The 17,784-nt window shown below is 61.5% G+C and carries 17 protein-coding genes; 12 read left to right on the top strand and 5 right to left on the bottom strand.

Features of this window, described 5'->3' with window-relative positions:
• Window positions 1-3: 3 nt before the first annotated feature.
• The 5 genes from ACW9IN_RS11720 to ACW9IN_RS11700 all read left to right on the top strand — a co-directional run bounded on the left by ACW9IN_RS11720 (window position 4) and on the right by ACW9IN_RS11700 (window position 3,673).
• On the top strand, window positions 4-498 hold the full coding sequence (locus tag ACW9IN_RS11720; RefSeq protein WP_457366013.1) for a fimbrial protein: 495 nt from the start codon (window positions 4-6) through the stop codon (window positions 496-498).
• A gap of 13 nt (window positions 499-511) precedes the next feature.
• Complete coding sequence (locus tag ACW9IN_RS11715; RefSeq protein ID WP_457366012.1) at window positions 512-991, top strand: fimbrial protein; 480 nt, start codon at window positions 512-514, stop codon at window positions 989-991.
• 11 nt (window positions 992-1,002) lie between these two features.
• Window positions 1,003-1,548, top strand: a complete 546-nt coding sequence (locus ACW9IN_RS11710; protein WP_457366011.1) for a fimbrial protein — start codon at window positions 1,003-1,005, stop codon at window positions 1,546-1,548.
• A gap of 128 nt (window positions 1,549-1,676) precedes the next feature.
• Window positions 1,677-2,633 (top strand): fimbrial protein, encoded by a 957-nt coding sequence (locus tag ACW9IN_RS11705; protein ID WP_457366010.1) that lies wholly within the window; start codon window positions 1,677-1,679, stop codon window positions 2,631-2,633.
• Window positions 2,634-2,716: 83 nt separating this feature from the next.
• Window positions 2,717-3,673 carry a DMT family transporter gene (locus ACW9IN_RS11700; protein WP_457366009.1) on the top strand — a complete coding sequence of 319 codons (957 nt, stop codon included), beginning with the start codon at window positions 2,717-2,719 and terminating at the stop codon, window positions 3,671-3,673.
• Here the strand turns inward: ACW9IN_RS11700 and ACW9IN_RS11695 are convergent.
• Window positions 3,670-5,052, bottom strand: a complete 1,383-nt coding sequence (locus ACW9IN_RS11695; protein ID WP_457366008.1) for a class II fumarate hydratase — start codon at window positions 5,050-5,052, stop codon at window positions 3,670-3,672. The genes ACW9IN_RS11700 and ACW9IN_RS11695 overlap by 4 nt on opposite strands.
• 181 nt (window positions 5,053-5,233) lie before the next feature.
• Here ACW9IN_RS11695 and ACW9IN_RS11690 point away from each other — a divergent pair, with 181 nt between their 5' ends.
• From ACW9IN_RS11690 to ACW9IN_RS11660, 7 genes are all read left to right on the top strand, one after another.
• Window positions 5,234-5,752, top strand: coding sequence for a DUF2059 domain-containing protein (locus tag ACW9IN_RS11690; protein ID WP_457366007.1), 519 nt, complete (start codon window positions 5,234-5,236; stop codon window positions 5,750-5,752).
• Between the two features lie 6 nt (window positions 5,753-5,758).
• Complete coding sequence (locus ACW9IN_RS11685) at window positions 5,759-6,055, top strand: BolA family protein (RefSeq protein ID WP_185703844.1); 297 nt, start codon at window positions 5,759-5,761, stop codon at window positions 6,053-6,055.
• Between the two features lie 118 nt (window positions 6,056-6,173).
• On the top strand, window positions 6,174-7,115 hold the full coding sequence (trhO, locus tag ACW9IN_RS11680; protein WP_457366006.1) for an oxygen-dependent tRNA uridine(34) hydroxylase TrhO: 942 nt from the start codon (window positions 6,174-6,176) through the stop codon (window positions 7,113-7,115).
• A gap of 37 nt (window positions 7,116-7,152) precedes the next feature.
• Window positions 7,153-7,755, top strand: coding sequence for a DsbA family protein (locus tag ACW9IN_RS11675; RefSeq protein ID WP_457366030.1), 603 nt, complete (start codon window positions 7,153-7,155; stop codon window positions 7,753-7,755).
• Window positions 7,748-9,568: an ABC transporter ATP-binding protein gene (locus ACW9IN_RS11670; RefSeq protein ID WP_457366005.1), complete on the top strand. Its 1,821-nt coding sequence runs from the start codon at window positions 7,748-7,750 to the stop codon at window positions 9,566-9,568. Before ACW9IN_RS11675 ends, ACW9IN_RS11670 begins: the two co-directional genes overlap by 8 nt.
• A gap of 71 nt (window positions 9,569-9,639) precedes the next feature.
• A complete protein-coding gene (locus ACW9IN_RS11665) occupies window positions 9,640-12,102 on the top strand; it encodes an EAL domain-containing protein (protein ID WP_457366004.1) in 2,463 nt (820 codons plus the stop codon).
• A gap of 78 nt (window positions 12,103-12,180) precedes the next feature.
• A complete protein-coding gene (locus ACW9IN_RS11660; protein ID WP_457366029.1) occupies window positions 12,181-12,948 on the top strand; it encodes a TenA family transcriptional regulator in 768 nt (255 codons plus the stop codon).
• Window positions 12,949-13,052: 104 nt separating this feature from the next.
• Here ACW9IN_RS11660 and ACW9IN_RS11655 read toward each other — a convergent pair whose 3' ends face one another.
• The 4 genes from ACW9IN_RS11655 to ACW9IN_RS11640 all read right to left on the bottom strand — a co-directional run bounded on the left by ACW9IN_RS11655 (window position 13,053) and on the right by ACW9IN_RS11640 (window position 17,697).
• Window positions 13,053-13,979 (bottom strand): GGDEF domain-containing protein, encoded by a 927-nt coding sequence (locus tag ACW9IN_RS11655; RefSeq protein WP_457366003.1) that lies wholly within the window; start codon window positions 13,977-13,979, stop codon window positions 13,053-13,055.
• A gap of 308 nt (window positions 13,980-14,287) precedes the next feature.
• Window positions 14,288-15,562: an MFS transporter gene (locus ACW9IN_RS11650; protein WP_457366002.1), complete on the bottom strand. Its 1,275-nt coding sequence runs from the start codon at window positions 15,560-15,562 to the stop codon at window positions 14,288-14,290.
• 53 nt (window positions 15,563-15,615) lie between these two features.
• Window positions 15,616-16,770: an acyl-CoA dehydrogenase family protein gene (locus ACW9IN_RS11645; protein WP_457366001.1), complete on the bottom strand. Its 1,155-nt coding sequence runs from the start codon at window positions 16,768-16,770 to the stop codon at window positions 15,616-15,618.
• A gap of 69 nt (window positions 16,771-16,839) precedes the next feature.
• A complete protein-coding gene (locus ACW9IN_RS11640; protein WP_457366000.1) occupies window positions 16,840-17,697 on the bottom strand; it encodes an IclR family transcriptional regulator in 858 nt (285 codons plus the stop codon).
• Between the last annotated feature and the right edge of the window lie 87 nt (window positions 17,698-17,784).

Raw genomic sequence — 17,784 nt, 5'->3', positions numbered from 1 at the left:
ACCATGTCTAAATCAACCGGCCTGCGGGCCATTCTGATCGCCGCAGGCGTCCTGTTGGGCGGCAGCCAGGCCGTGCAGGCTCAAACCAGCGTGACCATTCGCGCGGTGATCATCGCGCCGCCGCCCTGCGTCATCAACGGTGGCAGCACCCTGAATGTGCCGTTCGGCAATGACCTGCTGACATCCCGGGTGGACGGGGTCAATTACCGGCGTGGCGTGCCCTATACCGTCACCTGTGACTCGCCCTACAGCAACGCCTTGAAACTGGCGCTCCAGGGTACGGGCGCCGCGTTTGACAACCGGGTGCTCTCGACCCGCAAGGCGGACCTTGGGGTCAAGTTATTCGTCAACGGCGCCGACTGGCCACTCAATACGGCAGTGAATTTCACCTATCCCAATTTCCCCGTGGTGCAGGCCGTGCCGGTCAAGCGCGCGGGCAGCCGGCTGACCGGAGGCGCGTTCGACGCCACCGCGACCCTGGTGGTCGATTACCAATGAAGAGGACGGATCCATGACAGTCTTGCAGCCGCAAATGTGGCTCTTCGTGTGTGCGCTTGGCTTGAGTTGCGGCGTGTCGGCCAACCTGACGTTCAGCGGTACGCTGAATGAACCGCCACCCTGCACGATTGATGCGGGAAATGTGATCGAGGTCGATTTTGGCGATGTCGGCGTCAAGCGCGTCGATGGCGTGCGCTATCGCCGCAGCGTCGGTTACGCGATCAACTGTGGCGTCGACACCCTGCCGTGGGCGCTGAAGCTGAGCGTCAACGGCACGCCGGCGGCCTTTGACAACGCCGCAGTGCAGACCAGCGTGCCGGCCTTGGGCATTCGCGTGTTTCAGAATGACCAGCCGTTTTCACTGAATACGCCACTGGACATCAGCCTGTCGTCACCGCCGACGCTGGAAGTGGTCCCCGTTCAACAGCGCGGGGTCGTGTTGGCCCCCGCCAGCTTCAGCGCAGTGGCAACGCTGTTGGCTGAGTACCAGTAGGAGCCGAGTCGATGGGACATCTTATTCATGACGCCTGGCCGGTTTTCGTGGCGGCGCTGTTGCTGAGCTGTAGCTCGATCCTTGAGGTCCAGGCAGCGGACAACCTGAAGTTCAAAGGCAAGCTGGTGCGCGAAGCCTGCACGATCCGCCCGGGTGACGACGCCATCACGCTGGAGCTCTGGGACGTCACCAGCAAGCACCTCTATATCAACACGCGCTCCGTGGGCAAACCGTTCAAATTGCACCTGGAGGACTGTGACACCAGCATCGGCAATTCGGTGACCATCACCTTCGGCGGTGCTGAAAACCGCGAGCTGCCCGGCTTGCTCGCGCTGGACGGTGGAAGTGGGGCATCCGGTATCGGCGTGGGTATCGAGACCCCGGGCGATGAGCCGTTGCCCCTGAACGCCGTGAGCGACAAACAGCTACTGGTCGCTGGCAGCAACGTGATCGAGCTCAAGGCCTATGTAAAGGGCGAGCCGAGTGCCATTCGTGATCAAAGCATCGGGCATGGTGCGTACACGGCAACCTCGACCTTTACGCTGGACTATCCGTAGCCGTCTTGTTCGAGCCGAAACGGCTTCCTATCCAATCCACACTTTTCCGGGCGGTTTTCAGCGCCACTGTGTCCATGCGGCCTTTGCCCGCAGGGCGACGCCTGGGAGAGGAGCAACGAGAGATCAACATGAAACGACTGCGCGCAGCCTGTGTGCTTCTTGTCCTGACGGGGATCGCGTCGACCGCGCAAGCCGTCGATTGCCGTGTCAATGGCGGCCCCTGGCAAAATGGCAACCCCAACCTGTACGTCCCGGTTACCGTCACCCAGAGCGCAGATCGCACCCGGATCATGCTGGAAGGTGCACGGCTGGAATGTCGCTTTACCTACAGCGGCGGCCCGGCGTGGCATGAGGACTATTGGGTCAGCGGGAGTGCGGCGGGTACCGCCTGGACACCCGGCCCCAAGTTTGTCAGTGAGGGGACCGGTTTACGCATCAATGGGACGTTCCTGAATACCCCGGTGCCGTCGGGCAGAAACATCCTCACCGTGCCCAACAACGGAGTCTTTTACCCGGTCAATGTCACCCCCTACATTCTGGTGCGCAACTACCCGGCCAACCCCCTGGATATTCGCGTCGGGGATCACCTCGGCGTGCTGCGTCTCACCAGCTCGAACAACTATGACGGCACCCGACCGCAATTGACCGTCACCTACAGCGCTGCCAATAACTTCGTGGTCACCCCGTCGAGCTGCACCATCAACAATAACAACCCGATCGAGATCAACTTCGGCAACGTTCACCAGCGGTCCATCGGCAGCGATCCGCTGAGTACACCCATCGTGAGTAACCGCAGGCTCAGCTATTCCTGCCCGGACGGTGGGGTGAACACGCCGATCACCATCACCTACAAAGGCACACGTTCGTCGTTCGACTCGCGCCTGCTGATGATGACCAATGCCGATGTCGGCACTGCCCTTGTCAGGAACGGCGCGGCGGTGCCGGTCAATGGTTCGTTCCTGACCCGCATCACCAATAGCGTGGGTGCGGACGATGTGACGTTTTCGCTGGTGCGTCGAGCCGGTTCGCTGCCGGCGGCCGGGCCCGTCAGTGGCAGCGGGGTGCTGGTGATGGGCGTGCCGTGAGCGGTGCGTGAGAATGCGGTGTACCCAACGCGCCGCGTTCCCCTAGAATGCCGGTTCCACATCCTCTGGCGTTTGGGGCATTCATGCACATCTCTTCGGGTCGCTGGGTCTACGGTTTTCTGCTGACCCTGTTGACTGCGCTGCTCTGGGGCATCCTCCCGGTCAAACTCAAACAGGTGTTGCAGGTGATGGACCCGGTCACCGTGACCTGGTTTCGCCTGATCGTGGCCGGCAGTTGCCTGTTCGTGTACCTGGCCTTGGCCAGGCGCCTGCCCAGTCGCAAGGTGCTTGGCCCAAGGGGGGGCTGGCTGGTGGGGATGGCCGTGTGCGGGCTGGTGGGTAACTACGTGCTTTACCTGATCGGCCTGAAGATGCTCAGCCCCGGTACCGCGCAACTGGTGGTGCAGATGGGACCGATCTTCCTGATGATCGCCAGTGTGTTTGTGTTCAAGGAGCGTTTCAGCCTGGGGCAGGGGCTGGGCCTGGTGGTGCTGATCATCGGCTTCGGTCTGTTCTTCAACCAGCGGCTGGAAGAGTTGCTGACGTCCCTGGGCACCTACACCGCCGGCGTGCTGACCATTTTGCTTGCCACTACCATCTGGGTGTTCTACGCCCTCGGCCAGAAGCAATTGCTGACGGTGTGGAATTCGCTGCAAGTCATGATGGTGATCTACCTGTCGTGCGCCTTGCTGCTCACCCCCTGGGCCCATCCGCTGGAAGCGCTGGACCTGAGCCCGCTGCAAGGCTGGCTGTTGCTGGCCTGCTGCATGAATACCCTGGTGGCCTATGGTGCGTTTGCCGAAGCCTTGGCCCACTGGGAAGCCTCGCGGGTCAGTGCGACCCTGGCGCTCACCCCCCTGGTGACGTTTGTTGCGGTGGCCGTGGCGGCCTGGTTGTGGCCCGAGTATGTACAGGCCGAAGAGATCAACGCCCTGGGCTATGCCGGGGCGTTGGTGGTGGTGATGGGGTCCGCGAGCGTGGCCCTGGCGCCGTCGCTGATTGCCGGGCTCAAGGCCCGGCGGGTGCGGCTGGCTTCTTAAGCGCCGAGCATGTCTTGCGGGCGAACCCACTGGTCGAACTCGGCATCGGTGAGGTAGCCCAGGTCCAGCGCGGCTTTGCGCAGGGTCAGGCCCTCGGCATAGGCCTTCTTGGCGATCTCGGCGGATTTGTCATAGCCGATATGCGGGTTGAGCGCCGTGACCAGCATCAGCCCGCGCTCCAGATGCTCCGCCATTTGCACCGCGTCCGGCTCAAGCCCGGCCACGCAGTGTTCCTGGAAGTTGTTGCAACCGTCGGCCAGCAAACGGATGGATTCCAGCAGGTTGTGGATGATCACCGGTTTGTACACGTTCAACTGCAAGTGCCCCTGGCTGGCCGCGATGCCGATGGTCACGTCGTTGCCCAGCACCTGGCAGGCCAGCATCGACAAGGCCTCGCACTGGGTCGGGTTGACCTTGCCGGGCATGATCGAGCTGCCCGGTTCGTTGGCCGGCAACTTCACTTCCGCAAGCCCGGTGCGGGGGCCTGAGCCCAGCAAGCGCAGGTCGTTGGCGATTTTCATCAGCGCCACGGCCAGGGTTTTCAGCGCGCCGTGCAGGGACACCAGCGGTTCATGGCCCGAGAGCGCGGCAAATTTGTTCGGCGCCGTGACGAACGGCAAGCCCGACAACGCCGCCAGCTCAGAGGCAATCGCCTCGCCAAAACCATGGGGCGCATTGAGCCCGGTGCCGACCGCGGTACCGCCCTGGGCCAGCTCGCAGACGGCGGGCAGGGCGCTGCGCACGGCGCGCTCGGCGTAGTCGAGCTGGGCGATGAACGCCGAAAGTTCCTGGCCGAAGGTGATCGGCGTGGCGTCCATCATGTGGGTGCGCCCGGTCTTCACCAGCTTGATATGCCGCGCCGACACTTCCGCCAGGCCGCCCGAGAGGTTCTTGATGGCCGGCAGCAGTTGCTGGTTCACCGCCTGCACGGCGGCGATGCTCATGGCGGTGGGGAAGCAGTCGTTGGAGCTCTGGGAGCGATTGACGTGATCGTTGGGGTGCACCGGGCTTTTGCCACCACGTTTGTTGCCCGCCAACTCGTTGGCGCGGCCGGCGATCACTTCGTTGGCGTTCATGTTGCTCTGGGTGCCACTGCCGGTCTGCCAGACCACCAGCGGGAACTGGTCATCGTGTTGGCCGGCCAGCACTTCGTCGGCGGCCTGTTCGATCAGGCGGGCGATGTCGGCGGGCAGGTCGCCGTTGCGGTCGTTGACCCGGGCGGCGGCTTTCTTGATCAGGGCCAGGGCGTGCAGTACCGGCAGCGGCATGCGCTGCTCGCCGATGGCGAAGTTCACCAGTGAACGTTGGGTCTGAGCGCCCCAGTAAGCGTCATCCGGGACTTGAACGTCTCCCAGGCTGTCGGTTTCGATACGGCTCATCGGGCACACTCCTCAAGGTCTGTTTGCGCAGTTTAGGCCCTGATCGGCAGGGTGGGTTCCCTAAAAGACGTTTCATCGGTGAATCCAGGCCCGACAAGGCCCGGGGTTGAGCCACAAGGTTTTTTAGGCGCAGAATGGGCGCCCTTGGGGTCTTACCTCGCCTGCTAGAAAAGGAAACTCGATGACTCGTCTTCGTGCCATCTGTACCGCGGTTGCTCTGGTTTGCGCCAGCGGCCAGGTTCTTGCCGATACCGCCAGCCACAACGCCAGTGCCGAAGCCTTCCTTACCCTGGCCCACGCCGACAAGCTGGGTACCCCGGTGTACATGCAAGTGCAGCAAATGTTCGCCCAGCGTTTCGAACAGACCAAGGCGCCTGCCGCCAAGCAGTCCGTCCTGGACAGCTACCAGGCCAAGGCCAACGCCGCCCTGGACCAGGCCATCGGCTGGCCGAAGCTGAAACCGGACATGGTCAAGCTCTACACCGACAACTTCAGCGAATCCGAGCTCAAGGACCTGGTGGCGTTCTACCAGTCGCCGCTGGGCAAGAAAGTCCTGGAAAAAATGCCGCAACTCACCCAGCAGTCGGCCCAGATGACCCAGGCCAAGCTGGAAAGCGCGGTGCCGGTGGTGAACAAGCTGCTGGAAGACATGACCAACGAGCTGACGCCCAAGGCCGCTGCTCCGGCCAAGAAGAAGTAATCAGGAATGACCATGCAACAGCGTATCGAAACGGCCCTTGCCGCCCTGGGCACCGACCACTTGAGCGTGCTGGACGAAAGCCACATGCACAGTCGCGGGTTGCAGACCCACTTCAAGGCCGTGCTGGTCAGCCCGCAGTTCGAAGGGCTGAACCGCGTCAAGCGCCATCAGAAGGTCTACGCCACCCTGGGTGACCTGATGAGCGAGTTTCATGCGCTGGCGCTGCATACCTACACGCCTGATGAATGGGCAAAAATCGACGCAGCCCCGGCCTCGCCGACCTGCGCCGGCGGGCATGACTGATGACCGGGTGTTTCTGACACCGGGCATTTGTTAGAATCCGCAACGCGCCGCTTAGTCGGCGCGTTTTTTTTGCATCCGGTTCACCCTTTGCGAGGGTAGCCACCTGGAGAGAACACCCATGACTCAACCGATCGTCGTGGCGGCACTGTACAAGTTCGTTACCCTCGAAGATTACGTCGCCCTGCGCGAGCCATTGCTGCAGGCGATGGTCGACAACGACATCAAGGGCACCTTGCTGATCGCCGAAGAAGGCATCAACGGCACCGTTTCCGGCAGCCGCGAAGGCATCGATGGCCTGCTGGCCTGGTTGCGCAGTGACTCGCGCCTGGTCGATATCGATCACAAAGAGTCCTACTGCGACGAGCAGCCGTTCTACCGCACCAAGGTCAAGCTCAAGAAAGAGATCGTGACCCTGGGCGTCGAAGGCGTCGACCCGAACAAGAAAGTCGGTACCTACGTCGAGCCTCAGGACTGGAACGCGCTGATCAGCGACCCGGAAGTGCTGCTGATCGACACCCGCAACGACTACGAAGTGTCCATTGGTACCTTCGAAGGCGCGATCGACCCGAAAACCACCAGTTTTCGCGAATTTCCCGACTACATCAAAGCCAATTTCGACCCAGCCAGGCACAAGAAAGTCGCCATGTTCTGCACCGGCGGCATTCGTTGCGAGAAAGCCTCGAGCTACATGCTGGGTGAGGGTTTCGAAGAGGTCTACCACCTCAAGGGCGGCATCCTGAAGTACCTCGAAGAGGTGCCACAGGAAGAGACCAAGTGGCAGGGCGACTGCTTCGTGTTCGACAACCGTGTGACCGTTCGCCACGACCTGAGCGAAGGCGACTACGATCAGTGCCATGCCTGCCGTACGCCGGTGAGCGTTGAAGACCGCGCGTCCGAGCATTATGTGGCGGGCATCAGTTGTCCACATTGCTGGGATAAGCTGCCGGAGAAGACCCGCCGCAGCGCGATCGACCGGCAAAAACAGATCGAGCTGGCCAAGGCCCGCAACCTGCCGCACCCGATTGGCTACAACTACAAGCAATCACCTTCCGAGGCTTGAGCCCATGTCTGCCCGCCTGCTCTATGTGATGGACCCGATGTGTTCCTGGTGCTGGGGGTTTGCCCCGGTGGCCGAGGCGTTGGTGGAGCAGGCCCGGGCCGCCGGCGTGGAGTTGCACCTGGTGGTGGGTGGCTTGCGCACCGGCAGTGGCGCGGCGCTGGAGCCGGCGACGCGGCGCTATATTCTCGAGCACTGGCAGGCGGTCACGGACGCCACCGGCCAGCCGTTCAACCGCGAAGGGGCATTGCCCGACGGGTTTGTCTATGACACCGAGCCGGCGTGCCGCGCCATTGTGACCGCGCGCAGCCTGGCGCCGGACTGCGCCTGGAAACTGCTGGGGCTGATCCAGCGCGCGTTTTATGTCGAGGGGCGCGATGTGACCCACGCCAGCGTGTTGGTGGAACTGGCCGAACAGGCCGGTATCCCGCGCATCGAGTTCGCCGATCTGTTCGACCGTGCCGAGCAGCACGCGGCCACGGCGGCCGACTTCACCTGGGTGCAAGACCTGGGCATCGCCGGTTTCCCCACGTTGCTGGCCGAGCGCAAGGGTCAACTGGCCTTGCTCACCAACGGCTATCAGCCGCTGTCCGAGCTGTCGCCGTTGCTGGGCCGATGGCTGGAGCGAGCAACCTGTGCATGACCAGCCTGACACCCATGAGCCGTCCAAACGCACTGATCGCCTGACCTGGGCGGAAATTCGCCGCCTGGCCCTGCGGCACAAAAAGTCCCTGTGGATCGCCAACGGCGTTGCCGTGCTGGCGACCCTGTGCAGTGTGCCCATCCCCTTGCTGTTGCCTTTGCTGGTGGACGAAGTACTGCTGGGGCACGGGGACGCCGCGCTCAAGGTGATGAACCACGCGTTGCCCCTGGGGTGGCAGAAAGCCGCTGGTTACATTGGCCTGATGTTGCTGGTGACCCTGGCCCTGCGCTGTGCGGCGCTGGTGTTCAACGTGGTGCAGGCGCGGTTGTTCGCGGGCCTGGCCAAAGACATCGTGTACCGCCTGCGCGTGCGCCTGATCGAACGCCTCAAGCGCATTTCTCTCGGCGAATACGAAAGCCTGGGCGGCGGGACGGTCACCACCCACCTGGTCACCGACCTGGACACCCTGGACAAATTCGTCGGCGAAACCCTCAGCCGCTTTCTGGTGGCCATGCTGACGCTGGTGGGGACCTCGGCGATCCTGGTGTGGATGCATTGGCAACTGGCATTGCTGATCCTGCTGTTCAACCCGTTGGTGATCTACGCCACGGTGCAGTTGGGCAAGCGCGTCAAACACCTGAAAAAGCTGGAGAACGACAGCACCTCGCGGTTTACCCAGGCCCTGACCGAAACCCTGGATGCCATCCAGGAAGTGCGCGCCGGCAACCGCCAGGGTTTTTTCCTCGGGCGCCTGGGCCAGCGCGCTCAGGAAGTGCGGGATTACGCGATCAACTCCCAGTGGAAAAGCGATGCCTCAAGCCGGGCCAGCGGTTTGCTGTTCCAGTTCGGTATCGATATTTTCCGCGCGGCGGCGATGCTGACGGTGTTGTTTTCCGACCTGTCCATCGGCCAGATGCTCGCGGTGTTCAGCTACCTCTGGTTCATGATCAGCCCGGTGGAGCAGTTGCTGAACCTGCAATATGCCTACTACGCCGCCGGCGGCGCGCTGACGCGGATCAACGAGCTGCTGGCGCGGGCCGACGAGCCACAATACGCCGGTGGCGAGAACCCGTTTGCCGGGCGTGAAACCGTGGGTATCGAGGTGCGCGGCCTGGTTTTTGGCTATGGCGAAGATCGGGTGCTCGATCAGTTGAACCTGAGCATCGCCCCCGGTGAGAAGGTGGCAATCGTCGGCGCCAGCGGCGGCGGCAAAAGTACGTTGGTGCAGCTGCTGCTCGGGCTGTATACGCCCCAGGCCGGGACGATCCGCTTTGGCGGTGCCAGCCAGCAGGACATCGGCCTGGAGACCATTCGCGAAAACGTCGCGGTGGTGCTGCAACATCCGGCGCTGTTCAACGACACGGTACGGGCCAACCTGACCATGGGCCGCACGCGCAGTGATCAGGCCTGCTGGCAGGCACTGGAAATCGCGCAGCTGGATGCTACCGTCAAGGCACTGCCCATGGGGCTGGACAGTGTGGTGGGGCGTTCCGGGGTAAGGTTTTCCGGCGGCCAACGCCAGCGCCTGGCGATTGCGCGCATGGTGCTGGCCGAGCCGAAGGTGGTGATCCTCGACGAAGCCACCTCGGCGCTGGATGCCGCCACCGAGTACAACCTGCACCAGGCCCTGGCGCGGTTTCTGAGTGGCCGTACTACACTGATCATCGCCCACCGTTTGTCGGCGGTGAAGCAGGCGGACCGAGTATTGGTGTTTGACGGCGGTCACATTGCAGAGGATGGCGACCATCAGCAACTGATTGCCGATGGCGGGTTGTACGCCAAGTTGTATGGACACTTGCAACAAGTACGTTGATTTGGCCTAGGCTGAGCTATCGGAAGCGGATTTTCGCGTGCGTATCCAGCGGTGCATGTGCAAGGGACTTCATGAAGCAAAAGCGGACTCTCGGAACGCCTCGGCTGTTGGGCATTGTGTGGCCCTTTATCGCCGTCGTGCTGTTCCAGGCATTGTTGGGCTGCATCAGTCTCTACGTGCTTTCAGCGGTGCGCGGCTATGTGGCAGGCGAAAGTCTGTGGTCCAAGGGGCAGAAGGATGCCATCTATTACCTCACGCTCTACGCCGACAACCGCGACGAAGCCACGTACCTCAAGTATCAGCAAGCCATCGCCGTGCCCCAGGGCGGGCATGAACTGCGCATCGCTCTGGACCGCTCCACCCCCGACCTCAGCGCCGCACGCCTGGGCATTCTCAAGGGCGGCAACCACCCGGACGATGTCTCCAGCCTCATCTGGCTGTACCTCAACTTTCGTCATTTCAGTTACCTGGAAAAAGCCATCGAACTGTGGACGGTGGGTGATGGTTACCTCGTACAGTTGGATGATCTGGCCCGGGAGATGCACCAGTCGATCACCCGGGATCAGGTGAGTGCCAACGATGTGCGCCAATGGAAGGCCCATATCATTGCGATCAACGACGGCGTGACGCCGGCGGCCAAGGCTTTCAGCGATGCGCTGGGCGAAGGGTCACGGGTAATTCTGCGGCTGTTGCTGATCACCAACCTGGCCACGGCCCTGGGCCTGATCGTGCTGGCGCTGCTGCGCACCCACAAATTGCTGACCCAGCGCCATGCCTTTGCCGATGCCTTGCAGGAAGAAAAGGAGCGGGCGCAAATCACCCTGGAATCGATTGGCGACGGGGTGATCACCACCGACGTCGACGGTGCCATCACCTATATGAACCCGGCGGCGGAGGCGCTGACCCACTGGAATTCGGCCCAGGCCCAGGGCTTGCCCCTGGCGGCGCTGTTCAAGCTGCTGGACGACAATGCCCAGCCCGATGGCTTTACCTTGATCGAGCACATCGTCAAGGGGCAACTCAGTGGCGGCAGCGAGCATTCGAAACTGATCCAGCGCCTGGACGGCAGTACGGTCTCGGTCACCCTGGTGGGTGCGCCGATCCGCAGTGCCGGCAAGGTCAGCGGCGCGGTGCTGGTATTGCACGATATGACCCAGGAGCGCCAATACATCGCCAACCTGTCGTGGCAGGCGACCCACGATGCGTTGACCGGCCTGGCCAACCGTCGCGAGTTCGAGTTCCGCCTTGAGCAGGTGCTCAATCATGCCGCGCGTCAGGAAGGCGGGCGACACGCGCTGATGTTCCTCGACCTGGACCAGTTCAAGTTGGTGAATGACACCTGTGGTCATGCGGCGGGCGACGAGTTGCTGCGACATATCTGCGCGCTGCTGCAATCTGACCTGCGCGAAGGTGACACCCTGGCACGGCTGGGCGGTGACGAGTTCGGCATCCTGCTGGAGAACTGCCCGGCGCCGGTGGCGGAAAAAATCGCCGAAAGCCTGCGCCATACCGTGCAAAGCCTGCATTTCGTGTGGAAGGGCCGGCCGTTCATGACCACGGTCAGTATCGGCCTGGTGCATATCTCGCAGGCCCCGACCACCCTGGAAACCTCGCTGCGGGCTGCCGACATGGCTTGCTACATGGCCAAGGAAAAAGGCCGCAACCGCGTGCAGGTTTACCACGCTGATGACTCGGAGCTGTCTCTGCGCTTCGGCGAAATGGCCTGGGTGCAACGCCTGCACATGGCGCTGGAAGAGAACCGCTTCTGCCTGTACGCCCAGGAAATTTCACCCCTGGGCCATACCGACGGCGGCGACGGGCACATCGAGATTCTGTTGCGCCTGCATGACGAAGCCGGGCGAATCATCCTGCCCGACAGTTTTATCCCGGCTGCCGAGCGTTATGGCCTGATGACTTCGCTGGACCGTTGGGTGGTGGAAAACGTCTTCAAGATCATTAACCGTTGCATGACCGAGCGCCCGGGGCGCCCTATGGCCATGTGTGCGATTAATCTGTCAGGTATAACAATTGGCGATGATGACTTTCTCGGGTTCTTGCGTGAGAAATTTGAAACTTACACTGTTCCACCGGCGATGATCTGTTTTGAAATTACAGAAACCAGCGCTATTGCAAATTTGGGCAGTGCCATTCGTTTTATTAATGAACTCAAAGCGTTAGGTTGTCATTTTTCGCTGGATGACTTTTGTGCCGGAATGTCCTCATTCGCCTATCTCAAACATTTACCTGTAGACTTCCTGAAGATCGATGGAAGTTTCGTAAAGGATATGCTGGACGACCCGATTAACCGCGCGATGGTCGAAGTGATCAATCACATCGGCCATGTCATGGGTAAGCGCACAATTGCAGAGTTTGTTGAGACACCGCAGATCGAACAGGCGTTACTCGAAATTGGTGTGGATTACGCTCAGGGTTACCTGATTGAACGACCGCAATTGTTTACCTTTGATAGTTTGCAGTGTCGCCCCGTGCGGCCGCAGCCACTGTTATTCAAGGCGCCCGGCACATTCCGGTGAAACATTTACTGGTCTGTACAATCACACTAAAAAAGGAGCCCTACAGTGATCGACACATTCAACAGAACCGGCCCGCTTATGGAAGCCTCGAGTTACCCCGCCTGGGCGCAGCAATTGATCCAGGACTGTAGCGAGAGCAAGCGCCGAGTTGTCGAGCACGAACTGTACCAGCGCATGCGCGACAACGCGCTCAGCGCCAAGACCCTGCGTCACTACCTGATTGGTGGTTGGCCCGTGGTGGAACAGTTTGCCTTGTACATGGCACAGAACCTCACCAAGACCAAGTTTGCCCGCCATCCTGGGGAGGATATGGCGCGCCGGTGGCTGATGCGCAATATTCGTGTGGAACTCAACCACGCCGACTACTGGGTGAACTGGGCCGCTGCCCATGGCGTCAGCCTGGAAGACCTGCAGGCGCAGAACGTTCCGCCGGAGCTGCATGCCCTGAGCCACTGGTGCTGGCACACCAGCTCGGCGGATTCGCTGATCGTCGCTATCGCCGCCACCAACTACGCCATCGAGGGGGCCACTGGGGAGTGGTCCGCCGTGGTGTGTTCCACTGGCGTGTATGCGGCGGCCTTCCCCGAAGAGGAGCGCAAGCGTGCGATGAAGTGGCTGAAGATGCATGCCCAGTACGACGATGCCCACCCATGGGAAGCCCTGGAAATCATCTGCACCCTGGCCGGCATGAACCCGAGCAAGGCCTTGCAGACCGAGCTGCGCCAGGCGGTGTGCAAGAGCTACGACTACATGTACCTGTTCCTTGAAAGCTGCATGCGCCTTGAAAAAGAAAAAGCGCCGGTAGCCGTGCGTGAGCGCCAGGCACGGGTGGCCAGCGAGGCTTGATGTAATCTCCCTCTATGGCAAGGGGTTTTTGCTATAGAGGGGCTTGATGTGGCGAGCGGGTTCGTGGCAAGCCCGCTTGACACAACCGCCTTTACCTTCGGGGTTTACCCCGCCATCGCCAGCCGGTTACGCCCTTCGCGCTTGGCCACGTACAACGCACTGTCCGCACGGCGCAGCAGGCTCTCGGCCGACTCGGCGGCCAGCAAGGTCGAGCAGCCCAGGCTCACCGTCAATTCGATCCGTGTGCCGTCCGCCCAGTAATCCTTGGCCTGTGCCGCCTGGCGCAGACGTTCGCCGACCATCGCCGCCGCTTCCCGGCCGGTGTTGGACAGCAGGATCAGAAACTCTTCCCCGCCAAACCGAAACACCATGTCCACATTGCGCAACTGGCTTTTGATCGCACCGGCGACCGCACGCAGCACGTTATCGCCGGCGGCGTGACCGTGGGTGTCGTTGATGGTCTTGAAATGATCGATATCCAGCATCAGCAGGGACAGCGGACTCAGGTGCCGCCGTGCCATGTCGATTTCCCGTTGCAGGGTCTGGTCCATGGCGATGCGATTGCCGGTTTCGGTCAACGGGTCACGCAGGGCGCTGCGCGTGGCGGCGCGATAGAGCAGGGCATTGCGCATCGGGTAAAGCAGGGTCGCCAGCAGGGATTCCAACTGGCCGAGTTCTTCTTCCACCAGGCGTTGGTTACGGCGAAAGATCAGCTCACCCAGGTGCTCGCCTTCGTGGCTCAGGGTGTAGCTGACCGAGTGGTGGCCGCGATGGCCGAACTCCAGGCGTAAATCGCTGGCTTCATGGCGGTATTGCAAAGCATCCAGTGGCACCAGGCGCTGGATCTCGCGAAAGAACAACCCGAGGATTCGCTCCGGCTCCAGGCTGGTCTGCAATTGCAGGCCCAGTTGCTGGCGAAGCTGGGTCACATTCGTGGGGCGGCGGGGGAGGAGGGACGGCTGTCCGAAGCCCAGGCGTTGCAATTTGGCACTGTCGAAGTCAATTGCGTTGGTCTGGGTCGGTGTTTTCATAAGCTGACGGCCTCTAAGCACTTAACTGTCTTACAGGCTGGATGAGAGTGGCGAGTGCCAAGCGTCTTACTGTTCCGTCAGTTCCGTAAAACATTGGGAAACAGTTTAAACCCCTTTGCCAAAGGTTTATAACCCCTGGCCACCGCCGCACGTCTTGTCATCGCTTTACCTGCTTGAACAGGGTTAGAGCGAGATTCATGCCAAAAGATTTCAAACAAATAAAAAGTCTTATAAATCAAGCGACTGGTTTTATCGCTAAACCCAGTCGCTGAAGGCTGACGTCAGTTATTTGGCAAGTAAGACGGGTCTTACTGTTTTTGCGGGTCGAACTGCTTGTCGCGAATCAGCAACGCCGGGATCACTCCGCAGATGAAGTACGCGCCGCCCATCACCAAAAAGCCCATGCCGATCGAGCCGTGGGACGCGAGGAACCCGATGGCCGCCGGCGCCACTGCTGCACCGATACGGCCAATGTTGTAGGCACCGCCCACTGCCGAACCGCGAAACTTCGCTTCGAAGCTTTCGGTCATGTAAGTGGCGTTGACGCCATAGGGAATCCCATACAGGAAGCCGAACACCACCAGCATCCACAAGATGTTCTCGGGACTCTGGAACAGCACGATCACCGGCAGGAAGATCGCAGTGCCCAGGGCGCCGAATGCGAAGACGGCGCGACGGCCCAGGCGGTCCGCCGCCAGCCCTGCGAGGATCTTGCCGAAGATCATCGCCGCATAGGTGCCGACCATGTAGCTGGTCATCGACTTGAAGTTCATCCCCAGCTCGCTTTCAAGGTAGGACGGCATCCAGTTGTTCACGCCGTAGTAACCGAACTGCAGGAAGCCCGCCGTCAGGGCCCAGAGCAGGAACATGCGGCTGGCCTTCGGGTCGCTGAAGATCAGTTTGAACATGCCGTCGGGCTTTTTCTTCAGGGGCTGCGGGGCACCGTTGGCTTTCTCGCGTGCCCGTTCGGCCCGGGCGGTCAGCCAGGCCTGGGGTTCGGGAACCAGGCGTTGCATCAGTACGGCAAGGATCACCGGGATGATGGCCACGTAGAACAGCCAGCGCCAGCCGTGCTCGGGCAGGATCCAGCCGGCCAGCAGGGTGGCGACGATGTAACCCACCGACCAGCCGGCCTGCAGGGTACCCAGCACGGTGGTGCGGTAGCGGGTCGGCACGTATTCGGCCATCAGCGTATTGCACGCCACGTAGAGCGCGCCCAGGCCGAGGGAGGCGAAAAAGCGTGTGGCCGCAAACTGCCAATAGCTGTGGGTCAGGCCCAGCACGGCGGTACCGACGGAGAACAGCGTGATGCTCCACACCACGGTTTTCACACGGCCGAAGCGGTCGCAGGCCCAACCGCCGTAGATCCCCCCGATGGCCATGCCGGCCAGGGTGAAGCTGCCCAGGCTGCCGGCTTCGACGCTGCTCAGGCCGAACTCGGCCTTGAGGCTGCTGAGGCTATAGGACAACAGCATCAGGTCTGCGCCATCGATCAACAGGCCGAGGAAACAGAAAATGAAAACGACAATCCACAATTTGCTTTTTGCGGGCGACAACGCACCCGCCGATGCGGCGACTTCCATAGCGATACCTTTTTGTAGTTGTTGGGGCGCTGGGTAGGGGGGTTGCAATAGTTTTAGCGCTGCGCCGCACGAATCATGTTGCGGGCAATCACCAACTGCTGGATCTGTGTGGTGCCTTCATACAGGCGGAACAAGCGCACATCCCGGTAGAAGCGCTCGATGGCGTATTCGCTGATGTAGCCGGCGCCGCCGTGAATCTGTACGCAGCGGTCGGCAACGCGGCCGCACATTTCGGTGGCGAACATTTTCGAGCAAGAGGCTTCGGTGCCGATGTCCTGGCCTTCATCACGGCGGCGGGCGGCATCGAGCACCATGCAACGGGCGGCGTAGATTTCAGCCTTGCTGTCGGCGAGCATGGCCTGGATCAGCTGGAATTCGGCGATCGGCTGGCCGAACTGCTTGCGTTCGATGGCGTAGTTCAGGGCGTCGCTCAACATGCGTTCGGCGGCGCCGACGCTGACGGCGGCGATATGCAGGCGGCCTTTGTCGAGCACCTTCATGGCGGTCTTGAAACCCACGCCTTCGACGCCGCCGATCAACTGGCTGGCCGGCACGCGCACGTTGTCGAAGATCACATCGCTGGTGTGGGCGCCTTGCTGGCCCATCTTGTGGTCGCGTTTGCCCAGGGACAGGCCTGGCGTGTTGCGTTCGACGATAAACGCGCTGATTCCGCCGGAACCCTTGAGGGTGGCGTCGGTGCGCGCCATGACCGTGAAGATCCCGGCATGGGGCGCATTGGTGATGAAGCGCTTGGTGCCGTTGATCACGTAGTGGTCGCCGTCGCGCACGGCGGTGGTTTTCAGCGAGGCCGCATCGGAGCCGGAGTCCGGTTCGGTAAGGCAGAACGAGCTGAGCAATTCGCCACTGGCCAGCAGGGGCAGGTAGTGGGCTTTTTGCGCCTCGGTGCCATCCAGCAGAATGCCGATGGAGCCGATGCCATTGTTGGTGCCGAAGTAGGAGCGGAAGGCCGGGGAGGTGCGCCCCAGTTCAAAGGCGATGGTCACCTCTTCTTCCATGGTCAGCCCAAGGCCGCCATAGGCTTCGGGAAGGGTGAGGCCGAACAGGCCCATTTCCTTGAATTGGCTGACGATGTCCGCCGGGATTTCGTCGGTATCGGCGACTTCGTGTTCCCGCGGGATCAGCGCTTCGTTGACGAACTGCGCAATGGCGTCCACCAGGATGTGGAGCGTTTGTGCGTCTCGAATCATGTGCATTCCTCAGCGGCCCGCCCGGCGGGCCTGTTAGCGTCGATCTGCCGAGGCCATGCACCTGCCCGGTCAGCGGGTGGCGGCCTCGATGTTGTGAACCATGTGCTTGAGGCGCGGGCCGATGTCGTCTTCGAGTTTCTCCCGCGAGAGGTGAAAACTCGGTCCGCCACAGTTGAACGCCAGCAAGCCGTGTTGTGCGTGCCGCAGTGGTACGGCGATGGCGTTGACATCGCGGTGCCACTCACCGATCGACATGCAATAGCCGTAATCGGTGTAGTCCCGGAAGGCGCGTTCCAGCCCCTTGCGGATCGCCGGCCATTCCTCCAGATGACGCTGGCGGATATGGTCGAGGATGAAATCCCGCTCGTTTTCCGGCATCGCTGCCAGGCAGGCGCGGCCTGCTGAACTCAAGTGCAACGGCAACCGTGTACCGACCTGGCGGCGCATGGTCATGTTCGCCTCGCCCTGGACCACATCCAGGTACACCGCATCCAGACGGTCGCGGGTGGCCATTGCGACGGCGGCCTGGGCGTACCTGGCCATGGTCTCCATCAACGGATGAGCCACGGCGCGGATCGACAGGTTCGACAACATCGCGTAACCGAAGGCCATCACGCCCACATCCAACTGGTACCGGCCTGACTGCGGCAGGTGCTTGAGGTAACCCAGACGGGTCAGCGTGTGGGTCATGCGGGTGATCGTCGGTTTCGGCAGGCCGGTCTTGCGCGCCAGTTCCTGGTTGCCCAGCACGCTCTCGCTCGGCGTGAAACAGCGCAGCAGTTCCAGGCCACGGGACAAGGCGGTGACGAACTGGCGGTCCTTGTCTTCCTCCTCATCGTTATTCATCGGATCGATCATCACGTGCTCGAAGGCGGTGGTGTCGGCGGGCACTTCGGTGGTGTCCGGGCCCGGGTTTCGACGGCGCATGGTAATCCTCATTTTTTTATAAAATCAACAAAACAAAATAGTATTCCGCACTGCGAAACTAATCAACTTGTTGTTGCTTGATTCTTG

The organism is Pseudomonas sp. SDO5271_S396 (genome assembly GCF_054071795.1).
Note: the sequence above shows the minus strand (reverse complement) of the source record. Positions and strands in the feature narration are given on the sequence as shown.